Genomic DNA, 19,542 nt, shown 5'->3' on the forward strand with positions numbered 1-19,542 from the left:
ACCGCGACCACGACTACCGTGGCGGACATGAGCAACACCGAGGCCGCCCCCGCCGAGGTCGCCTGCGGCGACCGGCCCGCGGCCGCCGACCCCGACCGTCCGGCCGTCGAGGTCCTCACCCCGCGCGAGGTCCCCCTGGGCGGCCCCCGCGCGATGCGCGTCCGCCGGACCCTTCCCCAGCGGTCGCGCTCCCTGATCGGCGCCTGGTGCTTCGCCGACCACTACGGCCCGGACGAGGTCACCGGCCCCGGCGCGATGGACGTGGCGCCGCACCCGCACACCGGCCTCCAGACGGTGAGCTGGCTCTTCGCCGGCGAAATCGAGCACCGCGACAGCCTGGGCACGCACGCGCTGGTCCGCCCCGGCGAGCTGAACCTGATGACCGGCGGTCACGGCATCTGCCACTCGGAGGTCTCGACCGCGGCCACCCAGACCCTCCACGGCGTCCAGCTCTGGGTGGCCCTGCCCGAACGCCATCGGCACACCGCCCGGGCCTTCGACCACTACGTGCCGTCGGTGAACCGGATCGAAGGCGCCGAAATCCGGGTGTTCCTCGGGTCGCTGGCCGGGCGCACGTCCCCGATCCCGACGTTCACCCCGCTGCTGGGCGCGGAGGTCGTGCTGGGCCCGGACGCCCACATGTCCCTCGGCGTGGACCCCGGCTTCGAGCACGGCGTCCTGGTGGACACCGGCGACGTCGTCGTGGCCGGCACCCGCGTCCGCGCGGCGGAGCTGGGTTACGTCGGCACCGGGATGCGCTCCCTGACCTTGAGCAACCGCGGCACCACCCCGGCCCGGTTCCTCCTGCTGGGCGGTACCCCGTTCGACGAAGAAATCCTGATGTGGTGGAACTTCGTCGGCCGCACCCACGAAGAGATCGCTGCGTTCCGCGAAGCGTGGCAGGCCGGATCGGACCAGTTCGGCAGCGTCACGGGCTACGCGGGCACTCCCCAGCGCCTGCCCGCCCCGGCTTTGCCGGCCGTCCGCATCAAGCCGCGCCGCAACCCGGGCTCAGGCCAGGAAGCCGCCCACGGCTGAGCCGAACGCCGGCGCGTCGTCCAGCCACGGGTAGTGCGCGGCCCCGGGCAGCACGACGACCCGGCCGTCCGGGAACAGCCCGGCGAGGCGTTCCGCGACCGCCGGGCTGGCGATCCAGTCCAGCTCACCGGCCAGCACCAGCACCGGAGCGGTGACGGCGCCGAGCGCGGCGCGGGTCGCCTCGGGCTCGAAAGCGCCGGCGGAGTTGTAGATCCGCGCCGCCGCGCCGTTGCGCTGGACGCGTTCCCCGGCGTGGTGCCGCTGGGCCTCAGCGTCCCAGCGGCCGTAGTACAGCGGCGCGACGGCGGCCCAGTCGGCGCCGGTCGCGGTCTGCGCGGCGATCGCCCCGTAGGCGGCCGATGCGGCGGCGAACCAGGGAGCGCCGGCGCGCCGGGCCACGATCCGCAGGCGTTCCGCGGCGGGCAGCTCGAACCCGACGGCCCGCGGGCTCGGCGCGATCAGCGCGAGCCGGCGCAGCCGCTCCGGATACCGGGCCGCGTACCGCAGGGCCAGGCTCGCTCCGGCCGAGTGCCCGAGCAGGTCGAACCGGTCGAGGCCGAGGTGCTTGCGCAGCGCCTCGACGTCCTCGACCTGGCGGTCGCACCGGTAGGTGGCGGGGTCACGGGGTTCCTCGGAGGCGCCGGTGCCCCGCAGGTCCAGCACGGCGACGCGCCGCCGGGCGCTCAGCCCGCCGAGGTCCCCGAGGTAGACGCCGGCCCGCATCGGGCCGCCGGGCAGGCACACCACCGGCGGCTCGGCGCCGGAACCGCCGAAGCGCACGGCCAGCCCGGTTCCGTCCGGCGCGGAGAAGATCGGCACGTCCCGACCCTGGCATCCCGCGACCGGGGAAACAACCGGCCGCTCTCACCGGTCCCGGGCGAGATACGCCTCCAGGGTCGCCATCCGGTGCCCCCGGGCGAACCGCTCGACCTCGTCCGGGCCGGCCCCGCCCTCGATCAGCGCCAGCAGCCGTTCGTGTTCCTCGATCGACACCGGTGCGCGCCCCGGCACCGACGTGAACGTGCTGTCGCGGACCGCGGCCAGGCGGGTCCAGCAGCGCTGCACCAGGTCCACCAGGTTCGGGTTGGGGCAGGCGCTGAACAGCACCTCGTGGAATTCGGCGTTCAGCGCGGTGAACGCCAGCGGGTCGAACTCGGCGAGGCTGCGGCGCATCCGGTCGTTGAGCTCACGGGCCCGTCCCAGGGCCTCCGCCGTGAGCAGCGGCGCGGCGAGACCGGTCGCCGCGCCTTCGACGATCGCGACCGTCTGCATCGCGTGCTGGTAGGCGATCGGGTCGATGGCCACGACCCGGGCGCCGACGTTCCGCTCGAACTCGATCAGCTCCTCGGCCTCCAGCCGGCGCAGCGCTTCGCGGACCGGCACCGCGCTGACGTCCAGCTCGCGGCCGATCTGGTCCAGCACCAGGCGGTATCCCGGTCCGTACCGGCCGGCGAGGATCCGGGCTTTGATCGTCTCGTAGGCCAGCTGGGACTTGGTGACCGGTCTTCCCGAGGACGCGCTGATCATGTAGGAAACCATATATGGTTCCGCCGACGGACGACGCTCAGGAGGCCGCGCCGATGCCGATCCCCCCGCCTGCCCCGACCGCGGCCGACCTCATCGTCGACGGGCTGCGGGCCCACGGCGTGGACACCGTCTTCGGCCTGCCCGGCGTGCAGACCTACGACCTGTTCGACAGCCTCGCCCGCGCGGAGGGCGACATCCGGGTGATCGGCGCCCGGCACGAGCAGACCGTGGCCTACATGGCGTTCGGGTACGCCCAGGCGACCGGCCGCACCGGCGTGTACACCGTGGTGCCGGGCCCCGGCGTCCTGAACGCGTCGGCGGCGATGCTCTCGGCGCACGGGGCGAGCGCGCCGGTGCTGTGCCTGACGAGCGAGATCCCGCGCGCGTACCTCGGCCGCGGGCTCGGGCACCTGCACGAGATGCCGGACCAGCTGGCGACCCTGCGGACGATCACCAAGTGGTCGGCGCTCGTCGAGCACCCGGCGGAGGTGCCCGACGCCTTGGCGACGGCGTTCCGGGAGGCGGCCGGCGGGCGGCCGCGGCCGGTTTCCCTGGCGGTGCCGTGGGACGTGCTGGGGCAGCGCGCGCCGGACGAAGCCACCGGCCCGCTGCCGTTGCCGCGCCCGGCCGTCGACCCGGGCGCGGTCGGGAAAGCCGCCGAACTGCTGGACGGCGCGAAGCACCCGATGATCATGGTGGGCGGCGGCGCCCGGCACGCCGCCGCCGAGGTCCGGGCGCTGGCCGAGCGGCTGCAGGCGCCGGTGGTGCCGTTCCGCGGCGGGCGCGGCATCGTGGGCGACGACCACCCGCTCGGCTTCACCTGCGTCTCCGGCTTCGAGCGGTGGGCCGAGACCGACGTCGTCATCGGGATCGGCTCCCGCCTGGAGCTGTCCTGGTTCCGCTGGCCGGACAAGCCCGCGGGCCTGAAGACGATCCTGCTCGACATCGACCCGCGGCAGGCGACCCGGCTCGAGGCGGACGTCGCGATCGTCGCCGACGCGGCCGACGCCACGGCCGCGCTGACCGGCGCCCTCGGTCCACAACGGACGGACCGGACGGCGGAGTTCGCCGCGCTGAAGGCCACGGTGGCGGAGCGTTTCGCCGACGTCGGACCGGAACTGGAGTACCTCCGCGCGATCCGGGACGTGCTACCGCGCGACGGCTTCTTCGTCGAAGAGATCTGCCAGGTCGGCTTCGCGTCGTACTTCGGGTTCGAGGTCTACGCGCCGCGCACGTTCGTCACGTGCGGCCACCAGGGCACGCTCGGCTTCGGCTACCCGACGGCGCTGGGCGTGCAGGCGGCGTTCCCCGGCCGCCCGGTGGTTTCGGTGGCCGGCGACGGCGGCTTCATGTTCGCCGCGCAGGAACTCGCCACGGCTGTCCAATACGGACTGAACGTGGTGGCGGTCGTGTTCGACAACGGCTCCTACGGCAACGTCCACCTCGACCAGGAGCGCCTGTTCGAGGGCCGCGCGCTGGGCGGCCGGCTGCGGAATCCGGACTTCGCCCGCCTGGCCGAGACGTTCGGCGCGCTCGGCCTGACCGCCCGCACCCCGGACGACCTGCGGGGTGCACTGGAGAAGGCGTTCGCGGCGGGCCGGCCGTCGCTGGTGCACGTGCCGTGCGAACTGGGCGTGGGCGCGTCGCCGTGGAAGTACCTGATGCCGAAGTCGGACCGCAGCTAGCCGGCGGCCAGGCGTTCCAGCACGGCGAAGATCCGGTCGACGTCGGCGGTGGTGGTCCGCCAGTTGCTGAAGGCGGCGCGCAGCGCGGGCCGGCCGTCGTACACCGTCGGGGTCAGGAACGTGGTGCCGTCTTCGGCGATGGCGCGGACGAGGGCGTCGATCCGGTCCTGCGTGACGTCCCCGGCCGGGGTGAAACAGACGACGTTGAGCCGAACCGGCGCGAGCAGCTGCCAGCGGGCCGAGCCGTCGATCCGCGCGCCCAGGTCCCGGGCCAGCGCCACGCAGCGCTCGACGATCTCCCGGTGCCCGGCACGGCCGTAGGCGACGAGCGAGAACCAGGCGGGCAGCGCGCGCAGCCGCCGGGAGTTCTCCGGCGTGAGGTGCAGGAAGTCCGGGGTCTCGCCGATTTCGCCGAGGTAGGCGGCGTTGTTGCTGAAGACCCGCAGCTGCAGATCGCGGCGGCGGGTGAACTGGACGGCCGAATCGTAGGGCACGTTGAGCCACTTGTGCAGGTCGACGACCACCGAGTCGGCCAGCTCGAGGCCCGCGGCGAGGGCGGCGTGCTCCGGCGCGAGCGCGGCGAACCCGCCGAACGCGGCGTCGACGTGCAGCCAGAACTCGTGCCGCTCCTTGAGCGCGGCGATCGCCCGGAGGTCGTCGAAATCGACCGTGTTGACGGTCCCGGCGTTCGCGACGACGATCGCCGGGCCATCGAGCGCCTCAAGCGCTTCGGCGAGCTTCGCGACATCGACGGCTTCGCGGCCCGGCAGCACGGGCACCTTCCGGAGCGAGGAACGGCCCATCCCGAGGAACGACAACGCCTTCAGGATGCTGGAGTGCGGCGAACCGGAAAGCACGGTGACGGGCCCGAGCGCGGCGGCGCCGTCGGCGGAAACGGTTACCCCGGCTTGTTCGCCGACCCACTCGCGGGCGATGGCCAGCCCGGTCACCGTGGACATCGTCGCGCCGGTGACGAACGCACCGGAGAACTCGGGACCCAGCCCGAACAGTTCGGCCAGCCAGCCGACGGTCTCGCGTTCGAGGTCCTGGGCGGAGGAGTCCATCCCGCTGGCCGGATTCTGGTCGTAGGCGGCGGTGAGCCAGTCACCGGCCAGCGACGCGGGGGTGGCCCCGCCGGTCACGAACCCGAGGTACCGCGGCCCGGCACTGGCGGCGAACCCGGATTCCCACCGCCGCGAGAACTCGTCCAAGGCACCCCGGGCCCCGACACCCCCGTCGGGCAGCGGCGCAGGCACAACGGCACCAGGCGGAACGGCGGCCGCCCGCCCATCCAGCCCGGCAAGCGCGGCCCCGGCGAATTTGCCGGCGGCATCGAGAACATCGGGCAGGGAATGCAGGTCATCGGCCAGACGCGGGTCCATTCACCCGACGCTAGGCCCGCCGACGCCCCCTGTCGCGGTCCAATCCCCCAGAACTGGCCCCTCCCGCCCGCGATGCCCCGCCAATCACGCAAGAAGCCCGCCCAACCACGCGAGATACCCCTCCAGACACGCAAGAAGCCCGCCCCACCACGCGAACCGACCACCCAGGCACGCGAACCGACCCTCCGGACACGCGAACCGACCCCCCAGGCACACGAGCCGGCCGCCGGGGCGCGCAGATCGGCGGGGATCAGCCCGCCACCAGCACGCTCCCCGGCCATCCCCCAGCCCGGCGGCTCAGCGATCCGACGGCACCCGCCGGAGGCGACGCACCCGGCTCTCGGCCGGGTCGAACGTCACCCGGCGCAATGATCCCGCCACCAGCAGCGTCACCGCCATTGCCGACAACGCCGCCAGCACCAGGGCCGCCACGAACTGGGCCGCTCCCGATGTCGCCGTCGCCAGTACCGCGAAGCCCGCCAGTACCAGCGCCGGCGGGGTCAGCAGGCCCGTCAGCACCGGGATCCACGGCACCCGGTCACCGTCGGGGCGGCGGGCGGACAGCACCGCCGCCCCGGCGCAGGTGACCGCCGCGACCAGCACGCAGCCGCCGACGGTGTCGCTCAACCGGTGCCAGCCCAGGGCCACCGCCGCCGCCGCGACCCAGGCGACGCCGAAGCCGCCCGTCACCAGGGCCGTCGTCCGGAACCTGCGGGGCAGGACGATCGCCACGGCCACCAGCACGGCCATCGCCGCGCTCACGTGGCCGCTCGGGAAGCTGTTGTGGCTCGCCACGCCCAGGCCGTCGTCCGTGCTCGGGCGGTCCAGGACGTACAGCTTGAGCAGCTGCGCCACCACCAGCGGGGCCGCCAGCACCAGCAGGGCCGTCACGCCGAGCGCGAACCGCCGCCGGGCCAGGGAAATCACCACCAGCAGCACCGCCACCCCGCCGAGCACGACCACCAGGTCGGCTTCGCGGAGCGGGGCCGCCCAGGCCACCGTCGTCGACTGGGCGCTGTGGACGACGCCGTTCTCGACGCCGCGGCCCGCCTGAGTGCGGACGAACAACAGGTAGGCCGCGACGAACGCCAGGGCGAACCCGGCCGCGCCCGCCACCGGTACCGCCGTGCGGGACGCCGCCCGGGTCACCAGCGCCGGGCCGGGGGCCGGGCGGGTCGCGGAGGGTGCGTCGGAAAGGATCACTGCCATGTCCCCGAGTCTGCGACGCGCGTTTCGGGATCCCGTCAGGGCGATGTCATGGTTTTGCTACAAGATCCGCCCGGGTCGCCATGACGTGCGCTTTTCCGAATAATGGCGCCGTGGCCGAGGTACTGGTGGTAGAGGACGACGCGGCGGTGCGGGAGGGCCTGCAGCTGGCCCTGCGCCGGCAGGGACACGTGGTGCACACCGCGGAATCGGGCGAGCTCGGCGTCGAGGCGCTCGTGCAGCACCGGCCCGACCTCGTCGTGCTCGACCTGATGCTGCCCGGCATGGACGGCTTCGAGACCTGCCGCCGGATGCGGGCGTCGGGCCCGGTCCCGATCATCATGCTCACCGCGCGCAGCGACGACTTCGACGTCGTCGCCGGGCTCGAGGCGGGCGCCGACGACTACGTCGCCAAGCCGGTCGAGCCGCGGGTGCTGGACGCGCGGATCCGGGCGGTGCTGCGCCGCGCGGTCAGCGAGCGGCCCGGCGAGCCGGCCGCGGCCGCGGAACGGCACGGCGACCTCGTCATCGACCGGGCCGCGCTCGAGGTGACCAAGCACGGGACGCCGGTGTCGCTGACCCCGACCGAGCTGAAGCTGCTGCTGGAGCTCTCGCGCACGCCCGGGCAGGTCTTCAGCCGCCAGCAGATCCTCTCCGCCGTGTGGGACCACGACTACCTCGGCGACTCGCGGCTGGTGGACGCCTGCGTGCAGCGGCTGCGCGCGAAGATCGAGGACGTGCCGGCCAAGCCGGAGCACGTGCAGACGGTCCGGGGGTTCGGTTACCGGTTCGGCCGGTCGTGACCGCACCGCCGATCCGGACGTGGCTGGCCGGGCTGCGGCCCCGGCTGGTCGCCGCGTTCGCCGTGATCATGATCCTCGGCGCCACCGCCGCGGCGGGCGCGAGCTACGTCTCCGCGCGCCGGGCCATCCTGGAAGGCATCCAGGACCAGACCATGCTGAAGCTGCGCGACCAGATCGCCGCGTACCTGCCGACCGTGTCGCTGCCACCGTCCATGGGCACGCTCGACGCCTTCGCGACGGCGCTCAAACCCAGCAAGGCCCTCGTCGTCTACCACGACCTGCACTCGTCGGCGGGGCTCACGCCCGACAGCGTGCCGGCCGGGCTGCGCCGGGCGGTGGCCGGCACCACCAGCATCCAGTTCCAGCGCGTCGACGACGGCGGCACCCCGGTGTTCTTCGTCGGCGTCCCGGTGCAGACCGCCGGCGGCCGCCCGAGCGGCCTCGAGGTCTACGCGGAGGTGATCCTGACCGACCAGCAGGACGCCATCGGCGAACTGTCCCGCAACGCCTGGCTGTACTCCGCGCTCGCCCTGCCGTTCGCCGTCGCGGTGGCGCTGCTGGCCGCCCGGCAGGTGCTGCGGCCGGTGCGCGCGCTCAACACCGCGGCGAGCCAGCTCGGCCGCGGCCGGCTGGACGTGCGGCTGCGCGCGAAGGGGTCCGACGAGCTCGCGCAGCTGGTCACCACGTTCAACCACACCGCCGCGGAGCTGGAACGCACGGTCGGCACGCTGCGCGCGATGGAGGCCGACGCGCGGCGGTTCGTCGCCGACGTTTCGCACGAGCTGCGGACGCCGCTGGCGGCGATGAACGCGGTCACCGACGTCCTCGACGAGGACGCCGAGCAGCTGCCCCCGGACACCGCGGTCGCAGCGCGGCTGGTGTCGGCCGAGACGCGGCGGCTGACCCGGCTGGTGCAGGACCTGATCGAGATCTCCCGGTTCGACGCCGGCCGGGCGGAACTGCGCCGGGAGGAGCTGGACGTCGCCGCGGCGGTCACCGACAGCCTCGCCGCACGCGGCTGGGAACCCGGCGCCGACCTCGTCACGGACCTGCCGCCGGGGATCACCGCGCGGCTCGACCGGCGGCGGCTCGACATCGTCGTGGCGAACCTGGTCGGCAACGCGCTGCGCCACGGCGCGCCGCCGATCGAGGTGGTGCTGCGGGCGGAGTACGGCGATGTCGTGCTGACCGTCACCGACCACGGGCCGGGCATCCCCGCCGACGTGCTGCCGCGGGTCTTCGACCGCTTCACCAAGGCCGACACCGCCCGCGCCCGGTCCGAGGGCAGCGGCCTCGGGCTGTCCATCGCGCGGGAGAACGCGCGGCTGCACGGCGGCGACATCGTCGCGGCCGACACCGGCACCGGCGCCCGGTTCCAGCTGCGCCTGCCCCGGGAGGCGGCGTGAAGAAACTCCTCGTCCTGGCCGTCCTGCTGCTGGCGAGCGCGTGCGGGATCAAGCCGACGCCGGTGCTCGGGGCGGGCCCGGCGCCGACGCTGCGGAACCCGGTGAACGACGGGTCCGGTACCGACGTGAGCCTCTACTTCCTTCACGACGGCCGGGTGGCCCCGGTGACGCGGCCGGGTAGCTTCCCGGTGACGGTCGAGTCGACCCTGTCGATGCTGATGGCAGGGCCGTCCCTCGAGGAGAAGGCCGACGGGTACACGACCGAGCTCCCGCGCCGGCCCGGGGGCATCACCGTGTCCCCCGGGCCGCCGGCGACGATCACCTTCTCGTCCCCGATCCGGCCGTTCACCGGCGCCGGTATCAACCAGCTGGTCTGCACCGCGATCGCCGCCCTGGCGGCGCAGGGCGGGTACGCCGTCGACGGCACCATCGCGGTGTCCGCGCCGGACGTCCAGCTGCCGTACCAGACGTGCCAGGCGTGAGCACCGGGCCGGCCGTACGTCAGCCGGGGTAGGGCCGCGCCGCCCTCGCCTCGGCCAGCGCCCGCGCCCACCAGCCGAGCTGGTCGAGCATCGCCTTCGCCGCGACGCCCGCCGCGTCGTCGATCGGGACGCCGTCGTCACCGAAACAGGCGTGGGCACCGTGGAAGCTGACCGTCTCGCGGATGGTCGTCGCGTGGAGTTCGGCGAAGACCGCACGCAGGTGCTCGACCGCCCGCAAGCCGCCGGAAATCCCGCCGTACGAAACGAAAGCTACCGGCTTGGCCCGCCATTCGGGCCGGTGCCAGTCGATGACGTTCTTGAGCGACGCCGGATAGCTGTGGTTGTACTCCGGGGTGACCACGACGAAGGCGTCGGCGGCCCCGAGCCGCGGGGCCACCTTCGCGATCTCGGCGACGACCGCCGCGCCCGGCTCCGCGCCGAACGCGGGCATGGCCAGCGGCAGGTCGGCTTCGGCGAGATCGACGACGTCGACCGCGAACCCGCCGTACCGGTCCGCGACACCCGCCACCCAGTCCGCGACCACCGGCCCGAACCGTCCTTCCCGGACACTTCCCACGATCACCGCGACCCGCACCGGCGTTTCCGACACACTTCCTCCTCGGCCCAGCGGAACATTGCCGCCCCCGAGGATGAGACCTCAAGTTCACTTGAAGTCAAGTCGGCGGCTGTGGTTGGCTGGCGGCCATGGTGAACGCCGCGGCCCGGCCGCTGCCCGACCTCACGGTCGGCGAACTCTCCCGGCGCAGCGGGGTTCCCGCGTCGGCCCTGCGCTTCTACGAGGACGAGGGCCTCATCCACAGCCGCCGCACCGCGGGCAACCAGCGCCGCTACCGCCGCGACACGCTGCGGCGAGTGACCTTCATCCGGATGTCCCAGCGGGTCGGCATGCCGCTGTCGAAGATCCGGGAGGTGCTCGCCCTGCTGTCCGACGACCGGACGCCGACCCGCACCGACTGGGCGCGGATTTCCCAGTGCTGGCAGGAAGACCTGAACGCGCGGATCCGCCAGCTGGAACAGCTGCGCGACCAGCTCGTCAACTGCATCGGCTGCGGCTGCATGTCCATGGCCAGCTGCAAGCTCGCCAACCCGGACGACCGGCTAGGCGAAGCCGGTCCGGGGCCGCAGCGGCTGGCCGACCACCGCGGCGAGGGCTACGAGGACTGCTGAGCTACCGGCGCTCCAGCAGCCCGCGGACGTACATCGCCTGCCCGGCGTGCTGGATGTCGTCGTCGAGGACGCTGATCAGCCGCACGCCGAGGGTCACCGGCGGGTCCCACGCCTCGTCGACGATCCGGTCGAGGTCGTCGTCGGCGAGGCCGGAGACGTACCGGAGGGTCTGCTCGTGCACGGCGTCGTAATAGCCGGTCAGCAGGTGGGGCTTGTCGACCCGGACCGCCTCGACGTCGGCCGGGCGGTGGCCGTAGCCGGTGTCGCCGGCGGGGAACGGCAGGCCGAACCGCGAAAGCCAGTCCTGGCCGGTCCACACCTGCTCGGTCCCGGCCGCGTCGGCGACGTGGTCGTCCTGGACGCGGGTCAGGTGCCACACCAGCCAGGCGATCGAGTTCGCCTCGCCGTCCAAGCGGGTGCGGAGCTGGTCGGCGGTGAGCCCCTCGACCGCCGCGTGCACCGTGCCCTGGACCCGGCTGAACCCGTCGGCGAGCAGTTCGGCCACGTTCATTCGGCTGCCTCCCGTTGCTGAACCCGTTTCCCGGCGGGCTACCCGATCATGCCCGCCGGGAAACGGTGTCCGCTAGTGCGGCAGCAGCTGGTCGAAGAACGAGCGGTAGCGGCGCAGCGCGATGCGCAGCTCCTCGGTGGCCGGTTCACCCTGCTGCCACTGGTTTTCCAGCTCGTTCTTGTGCTCGGCGAAGGTGGTGGCCAGTGCGCTGATCACGGCGGCGACGAGCTCGTCGGCCTGCTGGACCGCCTGCTTCGGGTCGTCGACGAAGCCGGTCTGGACGTTCTGCCAGCGGTCGCGGAACCCGGTGACCTTCTCCTCGTCGATCAGCGGCGGCGTCTCCACGTCCCCGCCCGAGCCGGCGGGCGTCTCCACGTCGCCGCCCGAGCTCTCGGGCGTGGTGGTGTCGCCGGTCTCCTGCCGCCCGGCCGAGGCCGACGCCAGGTCGGCGGTGCTCAGGTTCTGGTCGGCGTCGTGGCCGTGGTCGGCGTCGTGGTCGTCCAGGGTGCCCGGTTCGCGGAAGTCCGCCCGGTCGTGGCCGGGTACGTCGGTGGCGGTGTCGCCGGAGAAGCCGGCTTCACGGCCGGTGTGGTCCTGGTCGTCCTCGGCGTCGTGACGCGTCAGGTGTTCGGTCATGGTCAACGTCCTCCGTTCCACTCGGTCCGCGGGTTCGCGGACGCCTGGCGCTCGGTCTGGTGGCTGTCGGTGTGGTCCGCGTCGTGGCGGTCCACCTCGTGCCGGTCGCTCTCGCGCCGCTCGGCGCGGTCGCGGTCGTCGTCGTGCCGGTTGTGGTCGTGCCCGTTCCGGCGGTCGTGGTGGTCGTGGTGCTGCTCGTCGTCGGCGCCGTCGGTCAGCAGGTCCTCGAACACCGTGCGGTAGCGCACCATCGCGTCGCGCAGGTCCTCAGTGGACGCCCCGTCGCGCTTCTGCTGCGTGGTGTGCGCGGCCCGGTAGTGCTCCAGGGTCTTGGCGTGGCGCACGGAAAGGTCGGCCACCTGCTGCTCGTACCCCTCGGTGGGGTACCCGCGCTCGGCCATCAGGGAGTTCAGCAGCTGCTCGGCTTCGGAGACCGCCGCGGACGGCTCGTCGACGAACTTTTCCTGCACCTGGGCCCATTCCCGGGCGTAGCGCTCGCGCGCCGACGCCGAAAGCGGGCGGATGTCGAGCTCCTTGTGCCGGCGCTCCCGCTCGGCGAGCTCGCGCTGCGCGGCCCGGGGGCTGTCCTTCTCCGCGACCGTGCGGTCGTACTCGGGCCCGAACCGCTGCTGCAACCGTTTTCGTTGCATCTCCTGCGTCACCAGCCAGATCACGGCGCCGAGCACCGCGACGGCCACGACGACGATCAACACGATCAGCCATGTGGGCATCGCTCAAACTCCTTCAAGGATGTCAAGCCCCCGATGCGTCCGGTGTTCCCCGGAACCGCCGATCCGAAAACGGTTTCCACCCGCCTGACCTCGGGATTCGGCCGACCGGCGGCGTCGATACGGCCGGATGCCGCGGATCACCACGGGACGTGACGGCACCGACACCGCCGCGGCTAGCAGCGTTACCACCACAGTGGTATCGTCGATAACAGAACAAGGAGAGCGGCGATACCGGCGCCGCCCGGACCGGAAGGATTCCCATGAGCACCACCGACACCCGCGTCGCGATCGTCACGGGAGGCTCCCGCGGCATCGGCCGCCAGGTCGCCGAGCGCCTGGCCGCCGACGGCATGGCGGTCGTCGTCAACTACGCCGGCAACGCGGAGGAGGCCACGGCCGCCGTCGACGCCATCACCGCGAACGGTGGCCGGGCGATCGCGGTCCGCGCCGACGTGGCCGACCCGGCCGCGGTCGCGGCGCTGTTCGACACCGCGGAACGCACCTACGGCGGCGTGGACGTCGTCGCCCACCTGGCCGGCGTGATGAACCCGCCGACGCCGATCGCCGACACCGACTTCGACGTCCTGGACCGCGTGCACCGCACCAACATCCGCGGCACGTTCGCGGTGGCCCAGCAGGCCGCGCGGCGGGTGCGCGACGGCGGCGCCGTGATCACCACGTCGACGTCGGTGCTCGGGCTGAACCTGCCCGGCTACGGCATCTACAACGCGACGAAGGGCGCGGTCGAGGCGATCACCATGATCCTGGCGCGCGAGCTGCGCGGCCACGACATCACCGTGAACACCGTCGCGCCCGGTCCGACCGCGACCGCGTTGTTCCTCGACGGCAAGGACGAGGAGACCATCGCCCGGATGGCCAAGCAGCCGCCGCTGGAGCGGCTCGGCGAGCCCGAGGACATCGCCGAGGTCGTCGCCTTCCTCGCCGGCCCGGCGCGCTGGGTGAACGGCCAGGTGCTGCGGGCCAACGGCGGCATCGTCTAGCGGGTGAACCGGCTGACGATCACGTGGTCCTTCGCCGGCCCGCGCACCGCCCACTCCTGCCGCCAGCGCGCCGCGCCGGTCACCCGGTACTCCCCGCGGTAGCGGTCGGCGCGGCAGGGGTGGTCCGCCGTCCAGTGGCCTCCGCGCAGGTCGAGGTCGTGGAAGAAGCCGCCGTGGTCGAAGTGGACCGCTGCGCGGCCGGGCCCCGCCGGGCGGTAGTGCAGGGTCCGCGTGACCGGCCCGGTGTGGCCGCCGAGCCGCAGCTCGCCCTCCTCGTGGTAGACGAGAACGCCGCCGGCCTCGGTGAACGTGGCGGTTCCGGTCACCTCGCCCGCGGGGTCGCCGTCCGCGGTGCGGATTTCCCGGTCGAGCTGCCATTCGCCGCCGAAATACGCGGCGAGGTCGGGAACGGGCCAGTACTGCACCCGGCCATTCTGCCACCCGCGGCGGGGCGGGCCGGAACTGTCGGACCCCCGCTCTATAGTCGGGCGGGTGGCAGAGACCGACCTCGCACCCGCGTCCGACGCGCTGGAGACCCTCCGGCGCGTGTTCGGCTACGACAGCTTCCGCGGCGACCAGGCGGCGATCGTCGAGCACGTGATCGCCGGCGGCGACGCGCTCGTGCTGATGCCCACCGGCGGCGGGAAGTCGTTGTGCTACCAGATTCCCGCGCTCGTGCGGCCCGGCGTGGGCGTGGTCGTCTCGCCGCTGATCGCGCTGATGCAGGACCAGGTCGACGCGTTGCGCAACGCCGGTGTCCGCGCCGGGTTCCTCAACTCCACCCAGGACTACGCGGCCCGCCAGGAGGTGGAGTCGGCGTTCCTCAACGGCGAGCTCGACCTGCTCTACCTGGCCCCGGAACGGCTTTCGGTCGAATCCACCGTGCGGCTGCTCGACCGCGGCAAGATCTCGCTGTTCGCCATCGACGAGGCGCACTGCGTCGCCCAGTGGGGCCACGACTTCCGGCCCGACTACCTGCAGCTCTCGGCGCTGCACGAGCGGTGGCCGGACGTCCCGCGGATCGCGCTGACCGCCACCGCGACCGAGGCGACGCACAAGGAGATCGCGGCCCGGCTGAACCTCGACGAGGCCCGGCACTTCGTCGCGAGCTTCGACCGGCCGAACATCCAGTACCGGATCGTCGGCAAGAACTCACCGCAGCGGCAGCTGCTCGAACTGCTGCGCACCGAGCACCAGGGTGACGCCGGGATCGTCTACTGCCTGTCCCGGAACTCGGTCGAGAAGACCGCGGAGTTCCTGGTGCAGAACGGGATTCCGGCGGTGCCCTACCACGCGGGGCTCGACGCGCGCACCCGCGCGAAGCACCAGTCGCGGTTCCTGCGGGAGGACGGCCTGATCGTGGTCGCGACGATCGCGTTCGGGATGGGCATCGACAAACCGGACGTCCGGTTCGTCGCGCACCTCGACCTGCCGAAGTCGGTCGAGGGCTACTACCAGGAAACCGGCCGCGCGGGCCGCGACGGCCTGCCGTCCACCGCCTGGCTGGCGTACGGGCTGCAGGACGTGGTGCAGCAGCGCAAGATGATCGACACGTCCGAGGGCGACGAGGCGCACCGGCGGCGGCTCGGCGCGCACCTGAACGCGATGCTCGCGCTGTGCGAGACCGTCGAGTGCCGCCGCGTGCAGATCCTCAACTACTTCGGGCAGCAGGCCGGCCCCTGCGGCAACTGCGACACGTGCCTGAGCCCGCCGGAGAAGTGGGACGGCACGATCCCGGCGCAGAAGCTGCTGTCGACCGTCGTGCGGCTGCGCAACGAGCGGCGGCAGAAGTTCGGCGCCGGCCAGGTCATCGACATCCTGCTCGGCAAGGCCACGCCCAAGGTCACGCAGTTCCAGCACGACACGCTCAAGACGTTCGGCATCGGCACCGAGCTGCGCGAGCCCGAGTGGCGGGCGGTGGTGCGGCAGCTGCTCGCCCAGGGCCTGCTCGCCGTCGAAGGCGACTACGGCTCGCTGGTGCTCACCGAGAGCAGCGCGGAGGTGCTCGGCGGCGACCGCCCGGTGCTGCTGCGCCGCGAGCCCGAGCGGGCCGCCGCCGCGAAAGTCCGCAGCACGCGGAAGTCGGCCGCCCCCGCGGAGATGCCCGCGGAGGCGGCACCGCTGTTCGAACGCCTGCGCGCCTGGCGGGCCGCCGTCGCCAAGGAGCAGGGCGTGCCCGCGTACGTCGTCTTCCACGACGCGACCCTGCGCCAGATCGCCACGCAGCGGCCGTCGTCGCTGGCGGATCTGGGCACGGTCAGCGGCGTCGGCGAGAACAAGCTCGCCAAGTACGGCGAAGGCGTGCTCGAGGCGCTGACGGCCGGGTGACCTAGCGGGCGGCCGGCCCGGCCGGTCCCGGTTGGCCCGGCTGCCCGGTCACCGAGTTCACCTTGCGGACCGCGCCGGCGATCTGCTGGTGGTACTTGCCCTTGGTCTTGTCGTCGACGAACTTCGCGGCCTTGCCGACGGCCTGGTTCACCTTTTCGGGGTTCTTCTTGGCGTACGCGCGAGCCGCACCGGCGGCGCCGGCCAGCATGGTCAGCTTCTTCATCAGAGGCACGGTGGCCCTCCCTCGTCGGTAGCGGTCATCCTGACAACGCGGACGAACCACCCGGAGGTTCCCCGTGTGACGAGGCCCAAAACCTGGGCCCGCCACGGCCGGCGCCGGAAAATTGCCGCGCGGATGCCCGCCGCGCCGCTCTAGGCTCGCGATCATGCGCGACCTGGCCGCCCTGCCGAAGGCCCACCTGCACGTCCACCTGGAGAGCACGATCCGCCCGGCCACGCTCCGCGAGCTCGGGGCGGCGAACGGTGTCGACGTCCCGGCCGGGCCCCCGGTGTTCGACGGCTTCCGCGCCTTCGCCGACTACAACGCCCTCATCCGTTCGTGTCTGCAGCGGCCGGAGGACTTCGAGCGCATCGCCCGCGAGTACGTCGAGGACGAAACCGCCCAGGGCACGCGCTACGCCGAGATCACGTTCACCGCCGCGTCGCACGGGGAACGCCTGGACGACCTCGAAATGCCGCTCGCATCCGTCCTGAAAGGACTGTCACAGGGCGCGGACCTCGAGTGGCGGCTGCTGCTCGACCATTCCCGGCGCCGCTCGGTCGAGCGGGCCGAACGGACCCTCGACCTCGCCCTCAGGTACGACGAGGTGTTCGCGATCGGCATGGCGGGCGAGGAAAACCACTCGCTGCGGCCGTTCGCGGCGGTCTTCGAGAAAGCCCGCGCCGGCGGCCTGCACCTGCTGCACCACACCGGCGAGGACGCCGGACCGGACAGCATCCGCGAGGCACTGGCGGTGGGCCGCACCGAACGGCTCGGGCACGGCATCCGCGTCCTCGAAGACCCCGCGCTGGTCGCCGAAGTGCGTGACCGCGGCCTGGCCCTGGAGGTGTGCCCGTCGTCGAACGTGACGCTGGGGCTGGTGCCGTCGCTGGCCGGGCACCCGCTTCCCCGGCTGCTCGACGCGGGCCTGACGGTCACGCTCAACACCGACGTCCCGTCGGTCACCGGCGCGAACCTGGCCGGGGAATACGCCCGCGTGCAGCAGGCCTTCGGCTACGACGACACGACGATGGCGGACTTCGCCCGCGCGAGTGTCACCGCGTCCTTCGCGCCCGAAGCGACCAAGAAGGCCGTGCTGCGGGACATCGACGCGTGGCTCACACCGGCAGCAGGCGGGTGACCAGCGTGCCGAGCTGGTGCACCGTGCGGCACTCGTGCATCTCCACGACGTCGGCGTACTCCAGCGCCGCCGAGTCGCCGGTCGACCACAGCGACCGCCGCTCCGGGTTCAGCCAGTAGACGTGCCGGGCGCGGGCCTTGATCGCGCGGACGGCGTCAAGGTTGGGGTCGCCACCGTTCGTGCGGGCGTCGCCGAGGATCAGCACCGACGTGCGCGGGCCGACCGCGTCGAGCCAGTTCGCGGTGAACTGGCGCAGGGAGCCGCCGTAGTCGCTGTGGCCGTCCCAGCGCACCAGGGCGGCTTCGGCCAGCATGCGGGCGCCGAGGTGCTCGGGGTCGGCCGCGCCGGTGGTGACCAGGTGGGTGACCTCGTCGGCGCTGTCGACGAAGGCGAACACGCGGATCTTGGCGAACTGGTCGCGCAGCGCCTGCACCAGCAGCATGGTGAAGTTCGCGAACCCGGCCACGGACCCGGACAGGTCGCACAGCAGCACGATCTCCGGCCGCCCCGGACGGCGGTGGCGGTAGGCCGGCCGCAGCGGCACGCCGCCGGTCGACAGGGACCGCCGCAGGGTGCGGCGCAGGTTGATCTGCCCGCGGGTGGTGCGTTTGCGGCGGGCGGCCAGGCGCGTCGCGAGCTTGCGGGACAGCGGCTGGATCGTCCGGCGCAGCTCGGCGAGCTGGGTGCGGCTGGCGATGAGGAAATCGACGCGGTCCGGGGAAGGCGCGATGGCGTGCTTGGCGACGCGCTCGCGGCCGCGGACCTCGGCCGCGCGGCGGCGTGCCTCGGTGCGGACCTGCCCGCGGAAGCCCTCGACGCGGCGGCGGATCTCGTCGCGGTCGAGCCGGTCGGTGAACTCGCCGCGCGCGCCGCCGCCGCGGACCGCGGCCAGCACCCGGGCGATCAGCGTCTGCGGCTGGAGCCGCTCCAGGGTCTGGTGGGCCGAAAAGCCGCCGCCCGGCCCGGACGCCGAGCCGTACTGCCCGAGCAGCTCCACCGCGAGCCCGGCCAGCTGCCCGAGGGCCTGCTGGTCGCCCTCGGCGAGCGCGGCGGCCAGCTCTTCCCGCAGCTCCTCCAGCGTCGACGGCCGGTCCTCGCGGGCTCGTTCGGGGGCGCCGATCCCGGCCGGGAAGTACAGGTCGAAGGCGGCGTCGAAGACCGCGCGCTGCCCGCCGCGGCGGACCAGGGCCGCGGCCAGGCCCTCCCGGACGAGCGAGCGGTCGTCGAGGCCGAGCACCTCCAGCGCGGCCGCGGCGTCGACGGTCTCGCTCGGGCCCGCCGGGATGCCCTGAGCCCGCAGCGCCTTGACGAACTCCGCGAGCCGCTCCGGCACGCCGCCGGTCACGACGCGTCCAGGACCTGTTCGAGCTTCAGGCCGGCGCCCGCCTTGGCGATGTCGTCCTGGTGCTTGAGCACGACGCCGAGGCTCTCCCGCACGACCCGGTCGTCCAGCGTCGATGCGCCGAGCGCGAGCAGGGTGCGCGCCCAGTCGACCGTCTCCGCGACCGACGGCAGCTTGCGCAGGTCCATCGCCCGCAGCGCGGCGATCACCCGGACGACGGAATCGGCGAGCGCGGCGTCGATGCCGGGCACCTTGAGCCGGACGATGTCGCGTTCGAGCTCTTCGTCCGGGAAGCCGATGTGCAGGAACAGGCACCGGCGGCGCAGCGCCTCGGACAGCTCGCGCGTCGCGTTGGACGTCAGCACGGCGAACGGCGCGCGGGTGGCGGTGATCGTGCCGAGCTCGGGCACGGTCACCTGGAAGTCGCCGAGCACCTCCAGCAGCAGGCCCTCGACCTCCATGTCGGCCTTGTCGGTCTCGTCGATCAGCAGCACGGTCGGCTCGTCGGAGGAGATCGCGGTGAGCAGCGGGCGGCGCAGCAGGAACTCCTCGCCGAAGATGTCGGTGCGCGCCTGCTCCCACGTCTCCTCGCGGCCGGCGGTGATCCGCAGCAGCTGCTTGGCGTGGTTCCACTCGTAGAGCGCGCGGGCCTCGTCGATGCCCTCGTAGCACTGCAGGCGCACCAGCCGCGACCCGCTGACCTGGGCGACGGCCTTGGCGAGCTCGGTCTTCCCGACGCCGGCGGGGCCTTCGACCAGCAGCGGCTTGCCGAGCCGGTCGGCGAGGAACACGGTGGTCGCCACCGCGGTGGAGGCGAGGTAGCCGGCCCCGGCCAGCTTGGCCGACACGTCGTCGACGGAGGTGAAGAATCCGGTGCCCACCACGTGCCTCCTAAGCGTTCGCTCACCCGGACTC

Annotated in this window: 21 protein-coding genes; 9 read left to right on the plus strand and 12 right to left on the minus strand. The window is 73.2% G+C overall.

The window, feature by feature from the left end:
- The first annotated feature begins 27 nt into the window (after positions 1-27).
- Positions 28-1,038, plus strand: a complete 1,011-nt coding sequence (locus tag C2L59_RS27315; RefSeq protein ID WP_103352524.1) for a pirin family protein — start codon at positions 28-30, stop codon at positions 1,036-1,038.
- On the opposite strand, the gene C2L59_RS27320 is transcribed toward C2L59_RS27315, so the two are convergent.
- Complete coding sequence (locus C2L59_RS27320) at positions 1,012-1,857, minus strand: alpha/beta fold hydrolase (protein WP_103352387.1); 846 nt, start codon at positions 1,855-1,857, stop codon at positions 1,012-1,014. The genes C2L59_RS27315 and C2L59_RS27320 overlap by 27 nt on opposite strands.
- Positions 1,858-1,902: 45 nt before the next feature.
- Positions 1,903-2,577 carry a GntR family transcriptional regulator gene (locus tag C2L59_RS27325; RefSeq protein ID WP_103352388.1) on the minus strand — a complete coding sequence of 225 codons (675 nt, stop codon included), beginning with the start codon at positions 2,575-2,577 and terminating at the stop codon, positions 1,903-1,905.
- A gap of 41 nt (positions 2,578-2,618) precedes the next feature.
- Here C2L59_RS27325 and C2L59_RS27330 point away from each other — a divergent pair, with 41 nt between their 5' ends.
- Positions 2,619-4,250 (plus strand): thiamine pyrophosphate-dependent enzyme, encoded by a 1,632-nt coding sequence (locus C2L59_RS27330; protein WP_103352525.1) that lies wholly within the window; start codon positions 2,619-2,621, stop codon positions 4,248-4,250.
- On the opposite strand, the gene C2L59_RS27335 is transcribed toward C2L59_RS27330, so the two are convergent.
- A complete protein-coding gene (locus C2L59_RS27335; protein ID WP_103352389.1) occupies positions 4,247-5,632 on the minus strand; it encodes a pyridoxal-dependent decarboxylase in 1,386 nt (461 codons plus the stop codon). The two genes, C2L59_RS27330 and C2L59_RS27335, sit on opposite strands and share 4 nt — an antisense overlap.
- A 297-nt stretch (positions 5,633-5,929) precedes the next feature.
- Entirely contained in the window at positions 5,930-6,841 is a 912-nt protein-coding gene (locus C2L59_RS27340) for a phosphatase PAP2 family protein (RefSeq protein ID WP_233223721.1), read from the minus strand.
- Positions 6,842-6,951: 110 nt separating this feature from the next.
- Here C2L59_RS27340 and C2L59_RS27345 point away from each other — a divergent pair, with 110 nt between their 5' ends.
- From C2L59_RS27345 to C2L59_RS27355, 3 genes are read left to right on the plus strand one after another with little or no spacing between them, the layout of a single operon-like run.
- Positions 6,952-7,641: a response regulator transcription factor gene (locus tag C2L59_RS27345; protein WP_103352391.1), complete on the plus strand. Its 690-nt coding sequence runs from the start codon at positions 6,952-6,954 to the stop codon at positions 7,639-7,641.
- Entirely contained in the window at positions 7,638-9,047 is a 1,410-nt protein-coding gene (locus C2L59_RS27350; protein WP_103352392.1) for a HAMP domain-containing sensor histidine kinase, read from the plus strand. Before C2L59_RS27345 ends, C2L59_RS27350 begins: the two co-directional genes overlap by 4 nt.
- Complete coding sequence (locus C2L59_RS27355; RefSeq protein ID WP_103352393.1) at positions 9,044-9,529, plus strand: hypothetical protein; 486 nt, start codon at positions 9,044-9,046, stop codon at positions 9,527-9,529. Before C2L59_RS27350 ends, C2L59_RS27355 begins: the two co-directional genes overlap by 4 nt.
- A 19-nt stretch (positions 9,530-9,548) precedes the next feature.
- Here the strand turns inward: C2L59_RS27355 and C2L59_RS27360 are convergent, their stop codons facing one another.
- Positions 9,549-10,139: an NADPH-dependent FMN reductase gene (locus tag C2L59_RS27360; RefSeq protein WP_103352394.1), complete on the minus strand. Its 591-nt coding sequence runs from the start codon at positions 10,137-10,139 to the stop codon at positions 9,549-9,551.
- A 95-nt stretch (positions 10,140-10,234) separates the two neighbouring features.
- Here C2L59_RS27360 and soxR point away from each other — a divergent pair, with 95 nt between their 5' ends.
- The gene (soxR, locus tag C2L59_RS27365; RefSeq protein WP_199199272.1) at positions 10,235-10,717 is read left to right on the plus strand and encodes a redox-sensitive transcriptional activator SoxR; all 483 of its coding nucleotides are present in this window, start codon (positions 10,235-10,237) and stop codon (positions 10,715-10,717) included.
- Between the two features lies 1 nt (position 10,718).
- Here soxR and C2L59_RS27370 read toward each other — a convergent pair whose 3' ends face one another.
- From C2L59_RS27370 to C2L59_RS27380, 3 genes are all read right to left on the minus strand, one after another.
- Positions 10,719-11,228, minus strand: a complete 510-nt coding sequence (locus C2L59_RS27370; RefSeq protein ID WP_103352396.1) for a DUF664 domain-containing protein — start codon at positions 11,226-11,228, stop codon at positions 10,719-10,721.
- Between the two features lie 72 nt (positions 11,229-11,300).
- On the minus strand, positions 11,301-11,864 hold the full coding sequence (locus tag C2L59_RS27375; RefSeq protein WP_103352397.1) for a hypothetical protein: 564 nt from the start codon (positions 11,862-11,864) through the stop codon (positions 11,301-11,303).
- A gap of 2 nt (positions 11,865-11,866) precedes the next feature.
- A complete protein-coding gene (locus C2L59_RS27380) occupies positions 11,867-12,595 on the minus strand; it encodes a hypothetical protein (RefSeq protein WP_103352398.1) in 729 nt (242 codons plus the stop codon).
- Between the two features lie 260 nt (positions 12,596-12,855).
- Here C2L59_RS27380 and C2L59_RS27385 point away from each other — a divergent pair, with 260 nt between their 5' ends.
- Complete coding sequence (locus tag C2L59_RS27385) at positions 12,856-13,596, plus strand: SDR family oxidoreductase (RefSeq protein WP_103352399.1); 741 nt, start codon at positions 12,856-12,858, stop codon at positions 13,594-13,596.
- Here C2L59_RS27385 and C2L59_RS27390 read toward each other — a convergent pair.
- The gene (locus tag C2L59_RS27390; RefSeq protein ID WP_103352400.1) at positions 13,593-14,021 is read right to left on the minus strand and encodes a DUF6314 family protein; all 429 of its coding nucleotides are present in this window, start codon (positions 14,019-14,021) and stop codon (positions 13,593-13,595) included. The two genes, C2L59_RS27385 and C2L59_RS27390, sit on opposite strands and share 4 nt — an antisense overlap.
- Before the next feature lie 67 nt (positions 14,022-14,088).
- Between C2L59_RS27390 and recQ the strand changes: the two genes are divergently transcribed.
- Positions 14,089-15,924 (plus strand): DNA helicase RecQ, encoded by a 1,836-nt coding sequence (gene recQ / locus C2L59_RS27395; protein WP_103352401.1) that lies wholly within the window; start codon positions 14,089-14,091, stop codon positions 15,922-15,924.
- A 1-nt stretch (position 15,925) separates the two neighbouring features.
- Here recQ and C2L59_RS27400 read toward each other — a convergent pair whose 3' ends face one another.
- On the minus strand, positions 15,926-16,156 hold the full coding sequence (locus tag C2L59_RS27400) for an antitoxin (protein ID WP_103352402.1): 231 nt from the start codon (positions 16,154-16,156) through the stop codon (positions 15,926-15,928).
- A gap of 154 nt (positions 16,157-16,310) precedes the next feature.
- Between C2L59_RS27400 and add the strand changes: the two genes are divergently transcribed.
- Positions 16,311-17,285 (plus strand): adenosine deaminase, encoded by a 975-nt coding sequence (gene add, locus C2L59_RS27405; RefSeq protein ID WP_103352403.1) that lies wholly within the window; start codon positions 16,311-16,313, stop codon positions 17,283-17,285.
- Here add and C2L59_RS27410 read toward each other — a convergent pair.
- Positions 17,263-18,630 carry a VWA domain-containing protein gene (locus C2L59_RS27410; RefSeq protein WP_103352404.1) on the minus strand — a complete coding sequence of 456 codons (1,368 nt, stop codon included), beginning with the start codon at positions 18,628-18,630 and terminating at the stop codon, positions 17,263-17,265. The genes add and C2L59_RS27410 overlap by 23 nt on opposite strands.
- Positions 18,627-19,508 (minus strand): MoxR family ATPase, encoded by an 882-nt coding sequence (locus tag C2L59_RS27415; RefSeq protein ID WP_103352405.1) that lies wholly within the window; start codon positions 19,506-19,508, stop codon positions 18,627-18,629. Before C2L59_RS27415 ends, C2L59_RS27410 begins: the two co-directional genes overlap by 4 nt.
- Positions 19,509-19,542: the final 34 nt, after the last annotated feature.

Origin of the sequence: Amycolatopsis sp. CA-128772, assembly GCF_002904295.1 — a bacterium.
In the GTDB taxonomy this organism is placed as follows: Bacteria; Actinomycetota; Actinomycetes; order Mycobacteriales; family Pseudonocardiaceae; genus Amycolatopsis.

What these genes read in the sequence shown, in the direction of transcription:
- C2L59_RS27330 (WP_103352525.1), top strand. Translation starts at nt 2,619, where the DNA reads ATGCCGATCCCCCCGCCTGCCCCGACCGCGGCCGACCTCATCGTCGAC.
- C2L59_RS27325 (WP_103352388.1), bottom strand. Translation starts at nt 2,577, where the DNA reads ATGGTTTCCTACATGATCAGCGCGTCCTCGGGAAGACCGGTCACCAAG.
- C2L59_RS27380 (WP_103352398.1), bottom strand. Translation starts at nt 12,595, where the DNA reads ATGCCCACATGGCTGATCGTGTTGATCGTCGTCGTGGCCGTCGCGGTG.
- soxR (WP_199199272.1), top strand. Translation starts at nt 10,235, where the DNA reads ATGGTGAACGCCGCGGCCCGGCCGCTGCCCGACCTCACGGTCGGCGAA.
- C2L59_RS27370 (WP_103352396.1), bottom strand. Translation starts at nt 11,228, where the DNA reads ATGAACGTGGCCGAACTGCTCGCCGACGGGTTCAGCCGGGTCCAGGGC.
- C2L59_RS27335 (WP_103352389.1), bottom strand. Translation starts at nt 5,632, where the DNA reads ATGGACCCGCGTCTGGCCGATGACCTGCATTCCCTGCCCGATGTTCTC.
- C2L59_RS27315 (WP_103352524.1), top strand. Translation starts at nt 28, where the DNA reads ATGAGCAACACCGAGGCCGCCCCCGCCGAGGTCGCCTGCGGCGACCGG.
- C2L59_RS27385 (WP_103352399.1), top strand. Translation starts at nt 12,856, where the DNA reads ATGAGCACCACCGACACCCGCGTCGCGATCGTCACGGGAGGCTCCCGC.
- C2L59_RS27340 (WP_233223721.1), bottom strand. Translation starts at nt 6,841, where the DNA reads ATGGCAGTGATCCTTTCCGACGCACCCTCCGCGACCCGCCCGGCCCCC.
- add (WP_103352403.1), top strand. Translation starts at nt 16,311, where the DNA reads ATGCGCGACCTGGCCGCCCTGCCGAAGGCCCACCTGCACGTCCACCTG.
- C2L59_RS27375 (WP_103352397.1), bottom strand. Translation starts at nt 11,864, where the DNA reads ATGACCGAACACCTGACGCGTCACGACGCCGAGGACGACCAGGACCAC.